Below are 18,660 nucleotides of genomic sequence, written 5' to 3' on the forward strand. Positions count from 1 at the left end.
TTTCAGCTCGCTTCCTTGAGTTTTTTGAGGGCAGCTTCGTATGCAGGAAGCTGGCCTTTCCGGTCCGCCGGAATATTTTGCACCACAATCTCCCAGTTCTTTATTGCTTTTTCCTTATCGCCGGTAGCCGTGTATGCCCGCGCCAGCCCCAGGTAACCCCAGAATTTATCTTCTGGGTGCCTTTTCTGGTTGAATTTAAAGACTTCAATAGCTTTTTCTTTTCTACCGGCGCCCAGCAGGCGCATCCCGTAAATATGGACTGGCAGCAGATCGGCACCGGTGAGCTGAAACGCATGGTCCATCAGCTTATCTGCCTCGTCGGTTTTGCCCATTGCCTGTAGCACGTCCGCTTTGGTCTGCACCGTGGAGAAATCTTCGCTTCCGATGGTAGCTCCGCGAAACGGACCATGAATGGCTTTATCAGCCCAGATCAAGGCTTCATCCAGATTGATTTTGTTGGCCGCGCAAAACTGCGCGGCATTCTGCCAATTCTTGTAGTCGAAACCCGGCCATGACAGCAGGTTATGCCGCATCTGCGCCACGTACAGTTCGTTGGCATTGGGCACGTCAATACGGAAGGAGACTCTCTTGTCTTCCCACTGGAGATAGGCGACCGTCGAATCCGGCTTACGCTCGTCAAATCCAAATGTAAGAAATTCTGTATGCGGCGCGGACACTGGGTTGGCCGGCACCCTCAGAACATCCTCTTTTGGATCATATTGAAAACTTCCCCACCCCGCATTGTTCGTGGAGAAGATCCACTGCCACGGCCCATCTTTCTCCACGTCCAGAAACAGGCCATACGTTCCAGCTTTGAGCGTTTTGCCATCCACCTTCACATCGTGCGAAAACGAGATGGTAGTAGTTTCATTGGCGCCGGCCCTCCAGGGCGCGGCCTTGGTTGGCCCAAAGCCTTCGTCAATAAAACCATAGTGCACCACTTCTCCCCAGATGTGCCCGCTCCGGTCCGCTCCGCCTCCGCCATGCAGATTAGGACTGTGATAAGAGATAGCCACCTTCACCAGCCCAATCCACTGGGCCACTTCGGCCTTTTCATTATTTCCGTTGGGCGGGATGGGAATCTCGGCGAAGTCCTGCGCCGGGGAAATGTTCCCAAATGCAAGCAGCATGACCAGGATCAACAACAGGGCATAATTCTTTTTCATTTGAGCCGCCTAACAAAGAATTTCTTGGACGAAGAGTAGAAACATGACCATGCCACCACTTGGCCCAATGGCCCGTTCATAGCAATGCACAGAAGTGTTTCAGCCACTTGGACGCAGGGCAAACTCAAATGTTAGCCTCTGGCTCTTAAGGAACCCCAACGGGAATCGGGTGCCATGTTGGGGGTTGGGCGAACCGTGCCGTTCGTCTCTTGTTCAGGTTATCCGGTCACACAATCTCCCAGGCACCTGACTTCGCTCCTGGTGCTACAATCCAAACCGTGTTCAAAAGCGCACTCGCAATCCTATTTTTGTTGGTGGCAGCGGCGGCCATGGGACAAGACCAGCAACCCGCGCCAACACCCAGTGCCCAGCCTGCCGCGCCTTCGCCAGACGGCAAGCCGCAGGTCAAAGTGAATTACCTGAACGTCTGTACGCCGGGAACCGATGAACAAGCGATTATCAAGAGCGCGCTGGCGGCAGTGCAGTCCAAGCCGGCCTTCAGCACGGACTTTGAGCTTTCCCGCGGACGCACTTCGCTGAAAGACGCTCCCGACGCAAAGTACGTCCGCCTGCGCAGGGACTTTGCGGCGGAGTCTCCGCTGCTTACCGCGCAGTACTCCATGAGCACGGACGCAACCAATACGGTTGAGATCCTGGTGCTGCGGCCGCGCGATCCTAAAGATTTTCTGCAGGTAGTGATGGAAGACCGCATGTCTGCCAGTGCAGCCAAGCCGCTTTCTCTCTTGCAGGTGGATACGCCGACTTCTCGCGTGAGAGTTGAGCGGCTCAACAAGAGTTCTGCCGTGCTGTCACGCTGTGAGGAAGTTGACCAGAGCGCCTACGAACCGGTGTTTCATCAGGCATCTGAAATCATGGCGCAATATCGCGCGGCGCTGGGACTGCGTACCGCCTTCCGCTCGGATCTCGCGTGGCTTAACGCCAATGCCAAGGCGGCAGCGCCGGCCCCCAAGCGAAAACCGGCCGCGGCCAAGCACTGAAACTAAATCGAAGGTTATGAATCTAATGGATGCCATGGAAAATTCCGTTCGCGATACAGTAGTGCTGGGTACCGGTTGCGCCGGCCTTACGGCCGCAATCTATGCGGCCCGTGCCAACCTGAAACCGCTGGTGATTGAAGGCCACGAGCCTGGAGGCCAGCTCTCTCTTACTACGCTGGTGGAAAACTTTCCCGGCTTCCCTGAAGGCATCCAAGGGCCGGAGCTGATAGAGAACATGCGCAAACAGGCAGCGCGCTTTGGCGCAGAATACATGCGCGCGCACCTGGTAAAAGCCAATCTGGACGAGCGGCCCTTTAAGCTAGACTTTGGGGGTGACAAGACCGTGCTAACGCGAACGCTCATCATCGCCAGCGGAGCTTCAGCGCGATGGCTGGGACTGCCGAACGAGCACAAGTTGATCGGCCATGGCGTCTCTTCCTGCGCAACGTGTGACGGCTTCTTCTTCAAAGGCAAGCCGATTACTGTGATCGGCGGCGGAGATTCCGCCATGGAAGAAGCTTTGTTCCTCAGCCGCTTTGCCACCAAGGTCACGATAATCCATCGGCGCGAGCACTTCCGCGCATCCAAGATCATGCTGGACCGCGCGCGCAAGCACGAGAAAATCGAGTTCCTCACGGACACAATGGTGGAAGATGTCCTTGACCCCAGCCTGAAGGAAGTAGTCGCGCTCAAGCTGAAGAATCTAAAGACCGGAAAGGTCTGGGACTTCCCTACCAGCGCCATGTTCCTGGGAATTGGTCATGAGCCCAACGCCAAGATGTTCACCGGCCAGCTTGATATGGACGACGACGGCTACCTGAAGACCCGTGACTTTGTGATGACGCGTGTCCCCGGCGTCTTTGCCTGCGGCGACGTACAGGACCGCCGATATCGGCAGGCGATTACCGCTGCGGGATCAGGTTGCGCGGCAGCGATCGAGGCGGAGAAGTTTCTGGAAGAGCACGGAAGGTAAGCGACACTAATGATTTGCGAATTGTGATTTGTGATTGTTCTTTTCTGCCCGAGACAACCAATCACAAGTCGCCAATCGCAAATTACAAATCCCTCGCACTTGTGTTAAAAAAGTAAGTTCCTTTCTATGCCCGCATCTCAAACCATCCAGGAGCCCAATTGTTAAGGGCCACCTTCATTTCCCTGTCAGAAAGCAAGTCTCTGCGCTCGGCGGCGGAGAAAACATGGATCGGCCAGCGGCTCTCTCGCCGCTTTGTCGCCGGAACCACCATTGAAGATGCGCTTGCCGCCACACAGGCCATGAACAAACTGGGCCTGAGCGTGAGCGTGGACAATCTGGGCGAAAACGTGACCAACGCCGACGAAGCCCGGCACAGCGCACAGCTCTATCACCAGATGCTGGACCAAATGAACGCGCTGGGACTGAATGCCAACGTGAGCTTGAAGCTCACGCACATGGGCCTGGATGTGGACGAAGCGATGGCCTATGAGATTGCTTCGGGTGTGGTGCAGCACGCGGTGCGGATCAATAATTTCGTCCGCATTGATATGGAAGGCTCGCCGTATACGCAGCGGACGCTGGATTTTGTTCATAAGCTGCACAGCCAGCCGGAAAATGCCGGCCGCGTGGGCGCGGTAATCCAGTCGTATATGTTCCGAAGCGAAAAAGATGTTGAAGAGCTATTGGCACAGCGGATACGAATACGGTTGTGCAAAGGCGCATACAAAGAGCCTCCTGAGATCGCGTTCCCGAAGAAAGATGACGTGGACGCGAATTACGTCAAGCTGATGAAGATGCTGCTGAAGAGCGGCGTCTATCACGGCATCGCCACGCACGATGAGAACATGATCCGGGCCACGATTGAGTTTGCGCAAAAAGAAAAGATTGCCGCCTCGACATTTGAGTTCCAAATGCTTTACGGCGTGCGTCGCGACTTGCAGCAGAAGCTGGTGAAAGAAGGCTGGCGCTGCCGTGTGTACATTCCGTTCGGAACGGAGTGGTATCCCTACCTGATGCGGCGGCTGGCAGAGCGCCCGGCAAACGCCATCTTTATCTTGAAGAACCTTTTTAGGTAGGATTTTTTCGCCGCAGATTTCCGCAGAGAGCGGCTGATAAAAACCAAAGCCAGTTCTGGCCGCGAATTTCGCGAATGAACACGATTCGCGTTTTTCGCGTTGATTCGCGGCTGATTTTTCTGATCGGCGCTTATCTGTGGCCAGCTTCAGCGCTTCTTTCTTAACTCCTCCAACGAATACTTTGTCCCGCGCCAGGTAATGGCTCCATCACGCAGGGCGAGGAAGGCGGACTGCAAAGTGGCGAAGTTGAATACCAGCGCGGCCACCGGGCAGGTAAGAAACATCCATGGAGAGCTGGCCATGTATCGCCCGGTGAGCGTGTAAGCGAGCGCGATCATGGCGACGGCCACGGCGAATGGGGCGCGCGCCCAGCCAGAAGCCAGCAGAAGCCCTAAAAAGGGACAGACGCACAGAAAAAAAGTAACCGCGCAGACGGCCAGCACCAGGCTGATGCGAAACTGCAGAAAGGCAAAAAGATTTTTCTCCAGGTTGGCGACCACGCCTGCTGCGCCCACGGCCCAGCGCAGGCTTACAAGGTCAGGGCCAAAGACTACGTCCTGCCGAAGCCCCGCGCTCTTGATGGACTCACCCAGTTTGATATCGTCGACCACTTCGAGGCGGAGTTTTTCATAGGTGCCAATGGCTTCATAAGCTGAGCGTCGGATGAGATTGAACGCGCCGACTCCGATGTGATCGCGCGCCTTGGGATCGCGCACCTTCCACGGTCGCATGGCAAAGCTGGACATGACCTGAGGAAATGAAATCATCATGCGCTCGCCCAGGGTCTTCATGTGTGCGGTAGGAAAAAGCACAAGATGGTCGGTCTCGGTCTTTGACGCGTAGTGAATAGCGCGGCGCAGAGTATCAGACCGAAAGACACAATCAGCGTCAGTGAACAGCAGCCAGTCACTGCTGGTCTGCTGTGCATTTCTCTGTGAGGCGTTTCCTTGTGCGGCGTCCCTCTGTGCGGCGTTTCCTCGGGAACCCAGCCACATGGCATGCACCTTTCCCATCCAGCCTGAAGGCAACTCGTGTACATGGATTACTCGTAGCTTGCTGGCAGAGGCAGGTTCTGCGGCGAGGCGTTCCATGATCGCGCCGGTCTGGTCAGTGGACCGGTCATTGACGGCAACGATCTGGTAGTTCCGATAGTTGAGTTGGAGAAGAGATCGAAGCGCGGCTTCAATCTCGGCTTCTTCATTGCGCGCCGGAACAACGATGGTGAGCCAAGGCAGCGGTGAATCTAGCGGAGGATTCCACTCAGGCTGCGTGAGGTCGGCGACTTCAGAAAAATGCATGGCTAGCTGCAGGGCGGGAACAAGCCAGATCAGGGCCAGCAGCAGGCCTGATATCCAGTAAAGTAATGTCCAGTCCAACACAATCATGTTTGTTGCGCCTGGAAGCGCGGAGCGAACTTTGCGCCGTAAAGAAGAATGAGGCCGGAGATGCCAGCGGCGACGAAGGCCACCCAGAAAGCGGTCTGCAACGACCCAGTCTTGTCTGAGATGCGGCCGATCAGTGTCGGGGAGAAAGCGTCTCCTAGTAGATGAATGATAAAGACGTTTGCGGCCAGCGCGGTGGAGCGAATATTGGCGCTCACGGAATTAACCAGCGCCGCGTTGGTGGGACCGGTGCCGACGAGGACAAAAAATACCGCAACAAACATGGCCGGAAACATCAACGAGCCGGTGGCATAAATGGCGGCCACCATGAATGGCACCGCCAAGAGCATGGCGATGCCGGAGAACGAATAATATGCGCCGTAAAAGCGCCGGAGCAGGCGGTCGCCAATCCATCCGCCCAGCAGCGTTGCGCCAATGCCATTGATGATCACGATAATGCTGAAGTCGATGTTGGCGGTCTTTAAATCCAGCCCACGCAGACGAACGAGGAATGTGGGAATCCAGACCTGCATGCCGCCCATGGCAAATGTGTAAGCCGCCATGCCGAGAGTGGAAGTGATGAATGCGCCATTGCGCACAAGCCCGCGAAGCATACCCCATGTGCTGGCCGCCGGTGCGGTCTTTTCATGTTGACCGCGCGGCGGTTCAGGCAGCATCCAGAGCAAAAGAGCGAGCAGAAAGCCGGGGATTCCGGCGGCCATAAACGGCACGCGCCAGCTGCCAAAATAGTGCGCCAGGTAGCCGCCGACAAAGTATCCGGCGGCGCTGCCTACGGGCAATCCCAGAAAAAAGATGGAGAGCATGCGGCCACGCTTGAGCGTCGGGAAAGAGTCGGCGATCAGCGTGGGGGCGATGGTCGCATAACTGGCTTCACCAATGCCAACGATGGCGTGACGAAAAAGAAGCTGATTATAGTCATGCACGAACCAGGTAAGAAACGTGAAGCCGCTCCAGATAACAATGCCGAAGACTACAATGCTTTTGCGGGGGAAGCGGTCGCCCATCCAGCCGACGACAGGCGCGGCAAACATATAGGTGAAGAAGAAGGCGCTGGTGAGCAGGCCGATCTTTGCGTCGCTTAACAGAAATTCTTTTTTCACGTCAGACTGCACCGCGAAGAGAACATTGCGGTCAATGTAATTAAGGATATTCAGTCCGGTAAGCACCGCCAGCAAAAGGCGAGGATAGAGTTTTGGCGGCATGGGCTGGAGGGATTATACCCGTGAGGATAAATGCTAACTACATCCGTGGGGGCGCACATCGCGCCTACTATCGCCAGAGCGTAGAATAACGCAGCTCCGTTGAGCAAAACTCCGGCCCAGCGACTCCAACCGAGTCTAAACATTGAGACGATAAACAGAAGTGGCGATCCGAGAAAAATCTTCACCAGATCAGCTTTAAAATCTGAGCATGCCGAATTCTTTCTTCGTCGTCCAAAGCTAATGATGCGTATCTCAGTAAAGGAAGAGGGCGGCTACGAACAAAAGGGAGCCAAGGACAGTACTTAACAAGCCCAATCCTTCGCCTCCAGATTGAAATTCTGGAACTCTTCATACACCAAAATTTAACAAGCTATATACGATGCTAAGACGCAGGATGGAGACTGGTTTGGTCTCGGATCATACTCCAAGCTTAGCAAGCGCGGCTCGCGCGGGTCTGTTCAGGTAATCCCATTGCTCGTCAGCGAGAGCGAGTAATTCCGGCTTATGCCGCGCGAGTAGAGTGGCCGGGAACTCGGCGATGATATTGGCCGCGGCCCAAGGCGCATCACCACTGTCCTCGCCTTCCAATGCTATTTTGAACAAGGCCGACAGAAGCTGCTCGTCATCGAGATGGCGGGAAAAATACTCGGACACCATCGGTTCTGTTGTTCCGGAGGTAGTCCAGATCAACAGTTCCCGCAGGTTTTCAGCGTCTACATGCCCCTTGGAGATAGCCGCTGACGCCGCATCGCGGCTGCGCTTCTCGTAGTCATCTGGGAACATATCGCCCACCCGCTTATCCGAACGGCCAGTGTATTATCTCAGAGAGTGCAACCTCACTGCTTGGGAATATTGCAGGTCGGTCTGGCCGAAACACGCTCGGGTGCGGCTTGCCTAGGCTTGGCCTTACTTTCGTATATAGGTCCGAAAATTTAATACAAAATCACTTCTTCGGCCTCGGCCATCTGGCTTCCACGGTCGTTCCAATCCCGCCGCGCGGACGAAACACGCCTTTCACCAGCGCCCACTTGGGCTTGCCGGCCCGCGCAACATCCTCCAGCACCTGGTTCACGATGTTTTCCTGAAAGATGCCCAGATTGCGATAGTGCAGGAGGTATTCCTTGAGGGACTTCAGTTCCAGGCAGAGTCTGGCGGGCATGTAGCGGATTTCCAGCACGCCAAAGTCGGGCAGACCGGTTTTGGGACAGACGGAGGTGAACTCCGGCACGTCAATCAGGATTTCGTAGGCGGGAAACTGGTTGGGCCAGGTGTCGATTTCAGGGAAGGCGTGGTCGAGCCCTGATTTTGCGTGATCGTCGGTATAGCCTGTACGATGTGACATCAGGAACCTATTGTAACAACCGCTTTTTCAGGACGTAACCGCGAGAGCGGGACGATCATCTAAAATAGAAACACCCGGCAGAAGAGTTTGGAATCGCGTCAGGCGAAGAGCGCAAGACGATGGGGATTCTACGCCGCGCTTCCGGCTTGGATATACTTGGAAGTTTGGGCAATTGAACTGACTTTTTAGACGATGGCGAGACAAAGCGCAAATAACGGTCGCAGGCCTGTGATAGTGGTAGTGTCCCTGGTGATATTGGCGGTGCTGATATTCACCGGCATCAACCGCCGTCGCGTAGTGACGCCTGTGCGCGCGGAAAAAGTTGTTCGCCAGGAGATTGCCAGCATTATTTCCACTAACGGCAAAATTGAGCCGATCGACAGCTTTGAGGCACATGCCCCCGCGCCGGGCACCGTGAATAAAGTCCTGGTGGCGGAAGGCGACCGCGTAAAAGTAGGCCAGCTTCTGGTGAAGCTTGATGACGCTGAAGCGCGCTCGCAGGCAGCGCATGCGCTGGCGCAGTTGCGGTCAGCAGAGGCGGCGCTGAGCGGCATTAAAGCCGGCGGAACGCAGGAAGAGCTGCTGACAAGCCGCGCTGATTTGACTAAAGCGCAGGCGGAGCAGGCCGAAGCGCAACGCAACCTGAAAGCGATCCAGAAGTTACAGCAGAGTGGCGGAGCATCGCCGGCAGAGCTGGAAGCGGCACAGGACCGGGCGAAAAAAGCCGATGCCGACGTACAGTTGCTGCAAGCCAAAGTGAATGGCCGCTATTCTTCACCGGAGGTAGCCAGGGTAGAGGCTTCAGCAGCGGAGGCCCGAGCGGCCTATACCGCCGCGCAGGAATTGCTGCATCACGCCAACGTGACCGCGCCCTTTGCGGGGACGGTTTACCAGCTCCCGGTAAAAGCGGGAGGCTATGTGAATGGCGGCGACTTGCTGGTGCAGGTGGCGAACCTGGAAAAAGTGAGAGTGCGCGCCTTTGTGGATGAGCCAGAAATCGGGCGGCTGGCGAAAGGCCAAAAAGTTGAAATCAAATGGGACGCCATCCCCGGCCGCACATGGGACGGCACGCTGACGCGCGTTCCGACCTCAGTGACCATGGTGGGAACGCGCACTGTGGGCGAAATCACCTCTGAGATCGACAATACAGACCGCAAGCTGCTGCCGAACGTGAACGTAAACGTGAGCATTATTTCCGCGCGGCATGACAATGCGCTTACTGTCTCGCGCGAGGCCGTGCATGACGTGGACGGCAAGCGCTATGTTTACAAGATTGAAGACGAAAAGATCCTGGCGCAGGAAGTGCAGACTGGCCTTTCCAGCCTGACGCGGGTGGAAGTGCTGAAAGGAATCCCAGAAGGCGCCGTAATCGCGCTGGGCGCCATCAACGCGCAGCCCTTGCGCAACGGCATGGACATAAAGGTGGTCGAGCGTTGAGGTCCCTGTTCCGGTTGGCAGCTCTCTTATTATTGGTGGCTTGTTCCATGGCAGGCGCGGACGCCGATCCGGCAGCTCTGCTCCGGGAAGGCAGGGCCGACCAGGCAATCCACGCGCTAAATCTGGCCATTGCGCGCGCGCCAAACGATGCGCGGTCATACCATTTACTTTGCCGTGTCTACTACCAGCTTGAGCTCTGGGACAACTCCATGCACATGGCGGAGAAGGCGCTGGCGCTTGATCCGGAAAACAGTTCGTATCATTTGTGGCTGGGCCGCGCGATGGGCAGAAAAGCGGAAGAGGCAAATCCTTTTACCGCGTTTGGGCTCGCGCGCAAAGTAAAAACTGAATTCGAACGAGCCGTAGCGCTGGACGCCAACAATTTGCCCGCGCGCTCTGACCTGAGCGAGTATTACCTGGAAGCTCCCGGCTTTCTGGGTGGCGACAAAAATAAAGCCAGGCAGCAAGCCGACTACGTTGCGGAGCATGATCGCGCCCTAGCCAGTTATATCTATGCCCGAGTGCAGGAAAAGCAGGGCAACACCGGCGCGGAAGCAGAATACAAGAAGGCGATTGCGGCCAGCAGCCGGCCCGCGCGCTACTGGGTGGAGCTGGCACATTTTTATCGGCGCACAGGACGGATGGGCGAAATGGAAGACGCTGTCCGCCGTGCTGCTGGCGCGGTGCAGCAGGGAGAACCCAGCGAGTTCGATGCAGCCGCGCTGCTGGTGCATTCCGGGCGCAACTTTGCCGGCGCAGCGCAGATGCTGCGGCATTATGTTTCAGAGGAAGATCCTTCAGAAGATGGACCGGCGTTCCGTGCGCACTACCTGCTGGGAGTCTTGCTGGAAAAGCAAGGCAAAAAGAAAGAAGCCGCAGCCGAGTTCCAGACTGCGCTGAACATGGCCTCAGAGTACCGCCCGGCGCAGGATGCGCTGGCGCGCGTTTCCCGATAGAATCACGTCTTTCCACACCATCCGAACAAATTCGCGCAGGTGAAAAATGAAATTGCATGCCCGTCTAGTCCTGATTGCAGCGTGGATCGTGGCGCTCCCGCTAACTCTACTCGCGCAAGATACTTCTTCCGGCAAGGACAAACCGCTGGCATTCCGCACGGCCATTGAACTGGCGCTTAAAAACAGCGCTACCACTGGCCTCTCACAAGCTGACCTGCAGCGCGCGCAATCCGCAGTGAGGCAGACGAAGGACGTATTTCTGCCGCAGTTCGTGCTGGGCTCCGGGCTGGGCGGATCGTATGGCTTTCCGCTGAGCCTTGAAGGCGCCGCGCCTTCAATCTTTAACGTGAATTTTCAGGGCGCGCTCATCAACCTGGCGCAGCGCAATTACGTGAAGGCCGCAAAGAGCGATGTAGATGTCACGACGGCCCAAAATGCCGATCGCCGCAATGACGTGATTATGGAGACGGCGCTGGATTATGTGCAGCTTGATCTGCTGGACTCATCGTTGACAGTTCAAAAGGAACAGCAACAGTCTGCACAGAAATTTCAAGATATAGTCGCGCAGCGCATACAGGCTGGGCTGGACAGCCAGGTGGAGGGCACGCGGGCTAAACTTGCGGGCGCAAGAACGCGGCTGGACATCGCGCAAACACAGGCCGCGGCCGACCAGCTGCGCTTGCGCTTATCACAGCTGACCGGACTACCAGTAGCGGCAATCCAGACGTCAACCGAATCAATTCCGGAGATGCCGCCGGTGGCGCAGGACCAGGACTTGCCGAGCGAGGCGCTGAAGAACAATCCAGTGGTGAAGGTGGCGGACGCAGCCGCGCGAGCAAAAGAATTTCGCGCGCAGGCGGAGCGCAAGCAACTTTATCCTGCAATTGATTTTGTCGGGCAGTATGCCATGCTGGCGCGGTTCAACAATTACGATGAGTTTTTCCAGAAATTTCAGCGGAACAATGTAACTGCCGGCATAGCCATACGGTTTCCATTTTTCAATCCGGTACAGCGGGCCACGGCGGATGCTGCCAAAGCGGACGCGGTGAAGTCACGCAAAGAGGCGCAGACGGTGAAAGAACAGGTGAGTACGGAAACGCTAAAACTGCAACGATCAGTGGAGCAACTGGCAGCGGCGAGTGAAGTGGCGCAACTGGAGCACCAGTTGGCGCAATCTGATATTGAGTCCGCGCACGCAAAGATCGAGAGCGGCGCGGCGAGCATTAAGGATGAAGAGAACGCCCGCGTGGCCGAGCACGAACGTTACACCGCATACCTGAATTCAAGCTTCGAGCTGGACCGAGCGCAAATCCAGCTGATGCGCCAGATTGGACAACTGGAGACGTGGGCGCTGAGTCCGCCGAAGCGGTAAGTGAAGACGGCGTCGCGCTAGGGGGCCATGACTCCGGAATGGCGCAGCGCCAGCCATGCCAGAACGGATCCAATAAACGTAAGAGCCAGAATGAGCGAGACGGCTCCGGCCACAAATACAGGGATGAGCGGGTGTGGGTCCCATTGTTCGGTTTCTTCATAAACCTGGGGCGTGGGTTTTGCCGGAACCAGGTCGAGTTTGGGTCGCTGTTCCGCGATTCTTTCCACAACTGCGGTGCTCATAAATGCCTCCGAGAGCCAATCTAGCTGGAAGGCACACAGGCGCGCTGTGACGGCGGTCACAGAATGGATGTGACGGGAATCGTCTTGATTACCGGCAGCGGAAAACGAACCTACCACGGAGACACAGAGACACCGAGAAAATTGGGAGGGAGAGAACGAATCGCCGTCGGGATCGCCGTCATTCGAAATAGGAAACCTTACCACTGATTGACACTGATCACACTGATCGGTCCAAGAAATTTAGATACGCAGCAAATGAGAACACGGAGGAATTAGTCGATCGGTGGATTAACTATTTCACTGCGCTTATGAGGAACGCTTCACCGTTACAGTCTCACCGGCCAAAGACGATCCGGCTTCCAGCGCCAGGAAACGCACGCGTCCGCTGGCGACGGCACGGCCTTCGGAGTCAGTAACGGTGGCTTCCCAGACCTGCGTGCGGCGGCCACGCATTAAAGGTCGAGCGGTGGCGCGGAGCTTCCCTTCCCGTACGGCATTCAGGAACGACGTATTATTTTCCAGGCCAACCACGGACTGACTGCGTGGCAATGCAGCGAGCGCCGCGCCGACGGAAGCAACTGTTTCAATCAGTCCGGAATACACGCCGCCGTGGACGATCCCATATGCCTGATGATGGTCGGCGGTAATCTCCAATTCAGCGACAACCTCATCGCCCGTGGCGCGGACGAAATGAATGCCCATGGCCCGGTTCCATCCGCTTACGGAAGGGTTGAGAGCGGCGGCAAAATTTCCGTCAGGCGTGGCGGTGAGGCCCGGTCGAGTAGTCATAGCGGGCAATTCTAATGCAAAACATACGACGGATTAATACGGATAATCGCGGACCAAGACACGGCTCATGGTTGTGGCGCGTCAATAGTCAACGGTTGGTGGCCGTGGTCTGTTTTTGCGCAGTTTGGCCTGGGCCGAGCGGCGATGCGCGCACGATGTATCGTTGCGGAGAGCGCGCACCGCGTCCAAAGGGATAACAGGTGATCAACGTCAGCGCATCGTCTGCGGTCGGCGCAAGCAAAGCAGTGTCCTGGGGCTCGACTATGCTGATCATGTTCACGGTATAGGTCCGCTCTTGCAATCCGCCGCGATGAGCCGCGAACCATTGAATTTGAATCGTGTCACCTTGAGCGATATTTTCCAGTGGCTTGAACCAACTTGTGCGATGCCCGGCGAGAACAAGATTTCCCGGCTCTCCGACTTCAGTCCCATTCAACAGATGTGCGGGACCAAAGGCCAGAGTCCGAGGCGACGCTCCTTCAAGAACGATTTCGTCATAATCCAGTCGGGGAATGCGAATACGCGCGACGGGATGCGTATCCGCCCAGGGCCACGGTGCCTGCGGTTTACCTGACTGCACGCTGTGTTCCCAGGCACGGCGGACCAGGATGCCTGCCAGTTCGGCCTTGGCGTGCATGTACAAGGCACGACCGGAAAGGCAGGCACCCGTGATCAGGAGCAGCGCGCAGATGACGCGTAGGGCTTTCACAGAAGCGCTCCATCTTTGGATTTGTACGCAAGGGATTTCTGCATAGATGCGGCTTGCGCAAACCGTCTTTGCGTAAAGAGGAGCAAAAGTCCAAAGAGAAGAAGCGCGATGCCAAGAGATTCAAGAAAAGCGTCAGCGGTGCCGGTGGCGGGCGCACCAAAGACTTTTTCCATCTGCCAGCCTGCCGGCAATTCTGAAGGGACAGGGGCCGTAGCAGACTGTCCGCTGGCGTTGACCACAACTTCTTCAACCGCGACCAGCGAAGTGAAACGTGTGACCAGGTGATAGCGTATGGCGTGCGCAATCACGTCTTCGCGAATTTGGGCCTGTGCGGCTGGGTCGGCCTGACGCCAACGATCCATTAGATCTTCTACGCGCTGGCGCGCCCAAAGCGTCGTGATGCCGGGATGGAAACTGGCCTGTCCGGCATCGAAAGGAATCGTGGCTTCATAGGGCTCATCGCCCGCGCGCGCCGTGAGATGGACAACACCGGTACGACCGCGCGTTATGTGCCCGTAGACGAGCAGAGGCTGCGCCGCAAACAGATCTGGTAGATGCTCAGGATAAATGTCTGCTACGTCGACGCCGTCAAACGAAAGCTTCACATCTGTGAGCACGGGATTCTCAATGCTTTCGAAAAGATGCGCCATCTGGCTGCGGATTTCATTGTTGTCAGCAATGTGAGTGAATGTTCCGCGCCCGAATTGCGCCATCTTGGTGGCAAGAAAGAGATTGGGCTCGCTGCCAATGGCAATGGTATACAAACGGGCGTTCCCCAGATCACGATGAAGCGCAGCGAAGATTTCTTCTTCGTTGCCAAGGTCGCCATCAGTAAGAAGAATGATGTGGCGCAGATAGCCGGGAAGCTGCGGCTTGCGCATCAGGTGAAGCAGCGCAGGCAGCATCTCCGTGCCACCGCCAGCCTGCAGGCTCTGCACGTAATGACGTGCCGCAGCCAGGTTATCGGCTGTGGCGGGAAGCGGCTCCGCCGCAAATTCACCGTAACCGCTGCTGAAGGCCAAGATGCCAAAACGGTCGGTGGGCATGAGCGTGTCGAGCGCCTGAAGCAACGCGCCGCGCGCCTGCTCAATGGACGTGCCTTCCATGGAACCCGAGACGTCAATCATGTAAAGCATTTCCACTGGCATGCGCTGTTTGGGCGGCGCTGAGGGCGGAAAAGCCGCAAGCAGAAAATGGGCTTCACCCGTGTCGGCGGCAGGAGAGAGAAAGAGCGAGACTTTGGGCTGCTTGCTGTCTGCGTTTTGCACTTCGAGGATGAAATCCTTGTTGGGAATGGTGCTGCCGGTAGCCAGTACCACGCGTTGCCGTCCATTGGACAAACGACGCACATTGATCTGGTGCGAGACGGACTGGACGGTCGTAGAGTCAAAGCCGGGATCGAGATCGACGAAAACAGAGATGTCATGCCCGGGGCGGTTGTCAGGATTGCGAACAAACGGCGTGATGCGCGATGCATCGGGCACAGCGTTGGTGTCTAAAGACCAGCCCGTGCCGAGATGGCCGACAGCCTGAGTTCCGGGAATGTAACGCGGGCCCACGACCATGGGGAAAACCAGGCGCATCTTTCCGGCTTCCCAGCGCAAGGGCTGCACATAACGCATGCGCACATCAATGTGGTCGCCGGGCATAATGTTGGCCACTGAAGCGGTAAAGATATTAGGACGCTCCTGCTCCAGCAGGGCGGCACGCTTGCCTTCAGACTTGGCCTGCGTGTAGACACGTTTGGCTTCTTCACGCTCACGCACCACGCTCTTGATCACTCGCTTGCCGATGCGGATCTCCATGTCATAAACAGCTGCGTCATGTGGCAGCGGGAAGACGTAAATGGCCTCAATGGGCGTGGCGCTGGCGTTGGCGTATTGCTGCGTGACGGTGGCGGAAGCCACGAGACCGCGCACGTCGATAGTGGCGTCAGTATGAAGTAGCGGGATGGATTCGTATTGTCCGGTAGCGCCGGAGCGGTAGAGAAGCGAACCTTCTCCGACTTGCGATGGGCTGCTGAGCTCAGACGCCTGAGGCTGTCGGGCTTCAGATTGTTGAGCGAAGCATGGGCCGGTGAGAATGGTGAGTATGACAAGAAGCGCGATGCGCTTCCAGATTTGTTTTGTGAACCAATTGCAGGCGATGCGTTCCATGGTTCCCTCCCGGGCACTCCAGAGTGCAATTTGTCTTTTCTTACGACGAGCTCTGGGAATGCAAGAGCGAGGCCATGCAGACGTGGAAGCGTCCGGTTTGCCGATTCAGTGAGTTAGCGTGAATCAGGTGGGAAGGTAACCTGAAGACCTGTGGGTCGTGTCCCACGCTGTGGCAGGGTAAACACACATAGGAAAGGTCGCCCGTGAAGATCGGCTTAAGCACCACGGTAGGGCGGAGCCCAACTAGGGATAATTTAGAGCTGACTTAAGGTCGCCAGAAGCTTTGGAGCCGTGATAACGTCTAGTCGCTGGAGAAGGAGATTTTTGCATGCGATACGCCGTTGTGCTGTTGCTGGCTTGCACGGTCATGCCGGCATTGAGCCAGGACAAGCCGGAAGGGCCACAAGACGCCAAGGCACAGAAAACTTATAACGAAGGCCTTGACGCCCTGAAGCGGCACCAGGAAATGGATGCGCTGGATAAATTCAAGAAGGCCGACAAGCAGGATGGCGGACATTGCCTGACGTGCCAAAAGAAAATGCTGAAGTACGGCAGCGAACTGGGCGATTGGAAAACCGCTGAACTTGCCGGCGAGGAGATGGTGGCGCAGGCGCAGGGCGAGGACCTGGCGCTGGCCCACTATCAACTTGGCGTGGTGCTGCTAAGTGAAGGATTAAACCGGCACAAGGAAGACTTATTCAGCCGGGCACATGATGAGATGACCAAGGCCCTGGCAGCACATGCGAATTTTCCGAGCGCAGTCTATGCCGACGGACGCGCCCTGGCACACATGAAGAAGGACGACGAAGCGAAAGCACGGTTTGAGCAGTTCGTAAAGATGAGGCCGGAGGACGATCCCGACCGCCAACGCGCTTTGCGTTATATCAGCCAGCCGGAGCTGGCGAGGGCCAGAATGGCGCCGCCATTCATGGTCACCACGCTCAATGGCCAGCGCGTTTCCATGGACGCACTGAAAGGGAAAGTGGTATTGCTGGATTTCTGGGCAACGTGGTGCGGGCCTTGCCGCGAGGCGCTGCCGCACATGCAGAAGATCGCGAAAAAATTTGAGGGTGAGCCGCTGGTAGTGCTGAGCGTAAGCCTCGACGAGAATGAGCAGAAGTGGAAAGACTTCATCGCAAAAAACGGGATGACGTGGCCACAATATCTTGATGGCGGCTTTACCGGACCACTGTCGAGGATGTTCGCCGTCAACGCGATCCCGCATACTTTTACCATTGACGCGGATGGCGTGCTCCAGGATGAGCAGATTGGAGACTCGTCCGTTGAAGGCAAATTGAAAAAGCTGATTAGCCGCGCAAAAGAGCTGCAAGCCACGGAAAAGCCAGGGCAGTAATGCAGTTAAGCCCTTTTTTTTGCTGACTGATGCCTAGAGCGAGAATGATTTGCGCACGCTGAATGTTACAGCAAATAGCAGACGCCAAAAGACTGGTCGCCACATTCAGTGCAGCGGCCGGCGGGCTGCTGCGGCGTTATCACCATGGGATATTCGCACGCGCTGCACATTTCCCAAGGCGAAATCTGCTGCGCGGTAAAACCGTATCGCTCGCGCAGAACTCTTTCGGTTTCCGCGACGATCTGCTGGCATTCCGCCGCGCTCAGGAGTTTGTGGTTCAACGCCCAGACTTTGCGATCGGCATAGTCGGGAAACTTTGGCGCTTCTCCCCATCGCCATGAAGGATCGGCGGCGGTACGGCTGCGGCCCAGCAGATGCATGTGGACGCGGCGATGTTCAGGAGCATTCTTCATACCGTGAGAACCAGGGCCGTGCGGCTCGGCGGCGAAATTCAAAGCCCAGTTGCCGGCTTCCCAGTAATTGATGCAGCCGAGATGAAGCTGCGGCAACGTGCGCAGCATGGCCTGTCCGGCGGCCGCAACCAGAAACGACCAGTGCGTAAGTTCGGCGGGCGTGAGTTCTGATCGCTCCCAGACGTCACGCGGCGGGGTTACCAGCAGATTGCCGCCATCTTCACGGCCCACCAGAGCTGCTCCTTTATCGGGCAGCGCCAGATGTCCCCCGACGCAGGTAAAAAGTGTCCGTCCCAAACAGGTGCTCCTTCTATTCCAGAGTAGCAGGCGCGAGCTAAAGCCGCAGCTCTGGCGTGCAGCTCTGCAATTCCAGCTCTGCCGCGCGAGAGAGGCGCAACTCGCAGTTCAGAGAGAGCATCCATTTCTAAGAAGCTACAGGAAGGCTCACCATGATGAAACGGATATTACTCGCCACGCTATTTGCAGGCCTGACCGCATTCAGCGCCAATGCACAACAGAATCTGCCTTCGGGCACCGAAATCAAAGTAAGAACAGACACAGCCATCCCCGCGAAACCAGCGGCTGACTCACGCTATGCCGCGAGCGTGAGTGAGGACGTAAAAGACGCGTCTGGCAACGTGCTGATCCCTCGCGGATCGCGCGCTCGCCTGGTCGCCGTCCCGTCCAACGATGGCAAAGACACAAACCTTGATCTGCGCTCCGTGACCGTGAACGGCACGCCATACCTGATTGACGCAACCGGGTCTGGCAGCAGCGGCGCTCCCGGCGGCCTGGGCGCGAACAAGCGCACCGGAATGTACGTGGGCGGCGGCGCGGCAGTCGGCGCATTGCTGGGCGCACTGATGGGCGGCGGTAAAGGCGCAGCTATCGGCGCAGTGCTCGGCGGCGGCGCGGGCGCGGGAACCCAGGTCCTGACGGGCAAGAAACAGGACCTACCGGCGGAAACCCAGCTCACCTATAAGCTGGCCACCAATGCTGAACTGCGTCCTCTGAGAAATAATTCACAGGGCACATCGAACCCACAAAAGTAGAAGATCGGCAAAGTCGATCA

General features: G+C 56.8%; 18 protein-coding genes. 8 read left to right on the top strand and 10 right to left on the bottom strand.

Annotated features, from left to right (window positions below; genetic code table 11):
* Positions 1 to 2 precede the first annotated feature (2 nt).
* Complete coding sequence (locus LAO76_20630) at positions 3 to 1,166, bottom strand: DUF2911 domain-containing protein (protein MBZ5493330.1); 1,164 nt, start codon at positions 1,164 to 1,166, stop codon at positions 3 to 5.
* Positions 1,167 to 1,444: 278 nt separating this feature from the next.
* On the opposite strand from LAO76_20630, the gene LAO76_20635 reads away from it, so the two are divergent.
* From LAO76_20635 to LAO76_20645, 3 genes are all read left to right on the top strand, one after another.
* Positions 1,445 to 2,164 carry a hypothetical protein gene (locus tag LAO76_20635; GenBank protein ID MBZ5493331.1) on the top strand — a complete coding sequence of 240 codons (720 nt, stop codon included), beginning with the start codon at positions 1,445 to 1,447 and terminating at the stop codon, positions 2,162 to 2,164.
* 34 nt (positions 2,165 to 2,198) lie between these two features.
* The gene (trxB, locus tag LAO76_20640) at positions 2,199 to 3,137 is read left to right on the top strand and encodes a thioredoxin-disulfide reductase (GenBank protein MBZ5493332.1); all 939 of its coding nucleotides are present in this window, start codon (positions 2,199 to 2,201) and stop codon (positions 3,135 to 3,137) included.
* 158 nt (positions 3,138 to 3,295) lie between these two features.
* Entirely contained in the window at positions 3,296 to 4,213 is a 918-nt protein-coding gene (locus LAO76_20645) for a proline dehydrogenase family protein (protein ID MBZ5493333.1), read from the top strand.
* Positions 4,214 to 4,359: 146 nt separating this feature from the next.
* On the opposite strand, the gene LAO76_20650 is transcribed toward LAO76_20645, so the two are convergent.
* The 4 genes from LAO76_20650 to queF form a co-directional block, all read right to left on the bottom strand.
* Positions 4,360 to 5,598, bottom strand: coding sequence for a glycosyltransferase (locus LAO76_20650; protein ID MBZ5493334.1), 1,239 nt, complete (start codon positions 5,596 to 5,598; stop codon positions 4,360 to 4,362).
* On the bottom strand, positions 5,595 to 6,818 hold the full coding sequence (locus LAO76_20655) for an MFS transporter (protein ID MBZ5493335.1): 1,224 nt from the start codon (positions 6,816 to 6,818) through the stop codon (positions 5,595 to 5,597). Before LAO76_20655 ends, LAO76_20650 begins: the two co-directional genes overlap by 4 nt.
* 417 nt (positions 6,819 to 7,235) lie before the next feature.
* A complete protein-coding gene (locus LAO76_20660) occupies positions 7,236 to 7,601 on the bottom strand; it encodes a hypothetical protein (protein ID MBZ5493336.1) in 366 nt (121 codons plus the stop codon).
* Between the two features lie 160 nt (positions 7,602 to 7,761).
* Positions 7,762 to 8,160 carry a preQ(1) synthase gene (queF, locus tag LAO76_20665; protein ID MBZ5493337.1) on the bottom strand — a complete coding sequence of 133 codons (399 nt, stop codon included), beginning with the start codon at positions 8,158 to 8,160 and terminating at the stop codon, positions 7,762 to 7,764.
* 192 nt (positions 8,161 to 8,352) lie between these two features.
* On the opposite strand from queF, the gene LAO76_20670 reads away from it, so the two are divergent.
* The 3 genes from LAO76_20670 to LAO76_20680 are packed head-to-tail and all read left to right on the top strand — an operon-like array spanning position 8,353 to position 11,925.
* Entirely contained in the window at positions 8,353 to 9,597 is a 1,245-nt protein-coding gene (locus tag LAO76_20670; GenBank protein MBZ5493338.1) for an efflux RND transporter periplasmic adaptor subunit, read from the top strand.
* Positions 9,598 to 9,644: 47 nt separating this feature from the next.
* Positions 9,645 to 10,553 carry a hypothetical protein gene (locus LAO76_20675; protein MBZ5493339.1) on the top strand — a complete coding sequence of 303 codons (909 nt, stop codon included), beginning with the start codon at positions 9,645 to 9,647 and terminating at the stop codon, positions 10,551 to 10,553.
* A gap of 46 nt (positions 10,554 to 10,599) precedes the next feature.
* Positions 10,600 to 11,925: a TolC family protein gene (locus LAO76_20680; protein MBZ5493340.1), complete on the top strand. Its 1,326-nt coding sequence runs from the start codon at positions 10,600 to 10,602 to the stop codon at positions 11,923 to 11,925.
* Positions 11,926 to 11,942: 17 nt separating this feature from the next.
* Here LAO76_20680 and LAO76_20685 read toward each other — a convergent pair whose 3' ends face one another.
* The 4 genes from LAO76_20685 to LAO76_20700 all read right to left on the bottom strand — a co-directional run bounded on the left by LAO76_20685 (position 11,943) and on the right by LAO76_20700 (position 15,821).
* Entirely contained in the window at positions 11,943 to 12,167 is a 225-nt protein-coding gene (locus tag LAO76_20685; GenBank protein ID MBZ5493341.1) for a hypothetical protein, read from the bottom strand.
* 306 nt (positions 12,168 to 12,473) lie between these two features.
* On the bottom strand, positions 12,474 to 12,956 hold the full coding sequence (locus tag LAO76_20690) for a PaaI family thioesterase (GenBank protein MBZ5493342.1): 483 nt from the start codon (positions 12,954 to 12,956) through the stop codon (positions 12,474 to 12,476).
* Positions 12,957 to 13,044: 88 nt separating this feature from the next.
* Positions 13,045 to 13,665 carry a class GN sortase gene (locus LAO76_20695; protein ID MBZ5493343.1) on the bottom strand — a complete coding sequence of 207 codons (621 nt, stop codon included), beginning with the start codon at positions 13,663 to 13,665 and terminating at the stop codon, positions 13,045 to 13,047.
* Positions 13,662 to 15,821 (bottom strand): marine proteobacterial sortase target protein, encoded by a 2,160-nt coding sequence (locus LAO76_20700; protein ID MBZ5493344.1) that lies wholly within the window; start codon positions 15,819 to 15,821, stop codon positions 13,662 to 13,664. The genes LAO76_20695 and LAO76_20700 overlap by 4 nt, the downstream gene beginning before the upstream one ends.
* 328 nt (positions 15,822 to 16,149) lie before the next feature.
* Between LAO76_20700 and LAO76_20705 the strand changes: the two genes are divergently transcribed.
* Positions 16,150 to 17,175, top strand: a complete 1,026-nt coding sequence (locus LAO76_20705; GenBank protein ID MBZ5493345.1) for a TlpA family protein disulfide reductase — start codon at positions 16,150 to 16,152, stop codon at positions 17,173 to 17,175.
* A 65-nt stretch (positions 17,176 to 17,240) separates the two neighbouring features.
* On the opposite strand, the gene LAO76_20710 is transcribed toward LAO76_20705, so the two are convergent.
* Positions 17,241 to 17,885, bottom strand: a complete 645-nt coding sequence (locus LAO76_20710; GenBank protein ID MBZ5493346.1) for a hypothetical protein — start codon at positions 17,883 to 17,885, stop codon at positions 17,241 to 17,243.
* Between the two features lie 152 nt (positions 17,886 to 18,037).
* Between LAO76_20710 and LAO76_20715 the strand changes: the two genes are divergently transcribed.
* Entirely contained in the window at positions 18,038 to 18,640 is a 603-nt protein-coding gene (locus tag LAO76_20715; GenBank protein ID MBZ5493347.1) for a hypothetical protein, read from the top strand.
* Positions 18,641 to 18,660 lie beyond the last annotated feature (20 nt).

It is taken from the genome of Terriglobia bacterium (genome assembly GCA_020072645.1).
Taxonomy (GTDB): domain Bacteria; phylum Acidobacteriota; class Terriglobia; order Terriglobales; family Acidobacteriaceae; genus Angelobacter.

Bases quoted from the DNA above. Each gene is read 5' to 3' on its own strand.
- LAO76_20630 (MBZ5493330.1), bottom strand. From the start codon at position 1,166: ATGAAAAAGAATTATGCCCTGTTGTTGATCCTGGTCATGCTGCTTGCA.
- trxB (MBZ5493332.1), top strand. From the start codon at position 2,199: ATGGAAAATTCCGTTCGCGATACAGTAGTGCTGGGTACCGGTTGCGCC.
- LAO76_20650 (MBZ5493334.1), bottom strand. From the start codon at position 5,598: ATGATTGTGTTGGACTGGACATTACTTTACTGGATATCAGGCCTGCTG.
- LAO76_20655 (MBZ5493335.1), bottom strand. From the start codon at position 6,818: ATGCCGCCAAAACTCTATCCTCGCCTTTTGCTGGCGGTGCTTACCGGA.
- LAO76_20660 (MBZ5493336.1), bottom strand. From the start codon at position 7,601: ATGTTCCCAGATGACTACGAGAAGCGCAGCCGCGATGCGGCGTCAGCG.
- queF (MBZ5493337.1), bottom strand. From the start codon at position 8,160: ATGTCACATCGTACAGGCTATACCGACGATCACGCAAAATCAGGGCTC.
- LAO76_20670 (MBZ5493338.1), top strand. From the start codon at position 8,353: ATGGCGAGACAAAGCGCAAATAACGGTCGCAGGCCTGTGATAGTGGTA.
- LAO76_20675 (MBZ5493339.1), top strand. From the start codon at position 9,645: ATGGCAGGCGCGGACGCCGATCCGGCAGCTCTGCTCCGGGAAGGCAGG.
- LAO76_20680 (MBZ5493340.1), top strand. From the start codon at position 10,600: ATGAAATTGCATGCCCGTCTAGTCCTGATTGCAGCGTGGATCGTGGCG.
- LAO76_20685 (MBZ5493341.1), bottom strand. From the start codon at position 12,167: ATGAGCACCGCAGTTGTGGAAAGAATCGCGGAACAGCGACCCAAACTC.
- LAO76_20690 (MBZ5493342.1), bottom strand. From the start codon at position 12,956: ATGACTACTCGACCGGGCCTCACCGCCACGCCTGACGGAAATTTTGCC.
- LAO76_20700 (MBZ5493344.1), bottom strand. From the start codon at position 15,821: ATGGAACGCATCGCCTGCAATTGGTTCACAAAACAAATCTGGAAGCGC.
- LAO76_20705 (MBZ5493345.1), top strand. From the start codon at position 16,150: ATGCGATACGCCGTTGTGCTGTTGCTGGCTTGCACGGTCATGCCGGCA.
- LAO76_20715 (MBZ5493347.1), top strand. From the start codon at position 18,038: ATGATGAAACGGATATTACTCGCCACGCTATTTGCAGGCCTGACCGCA.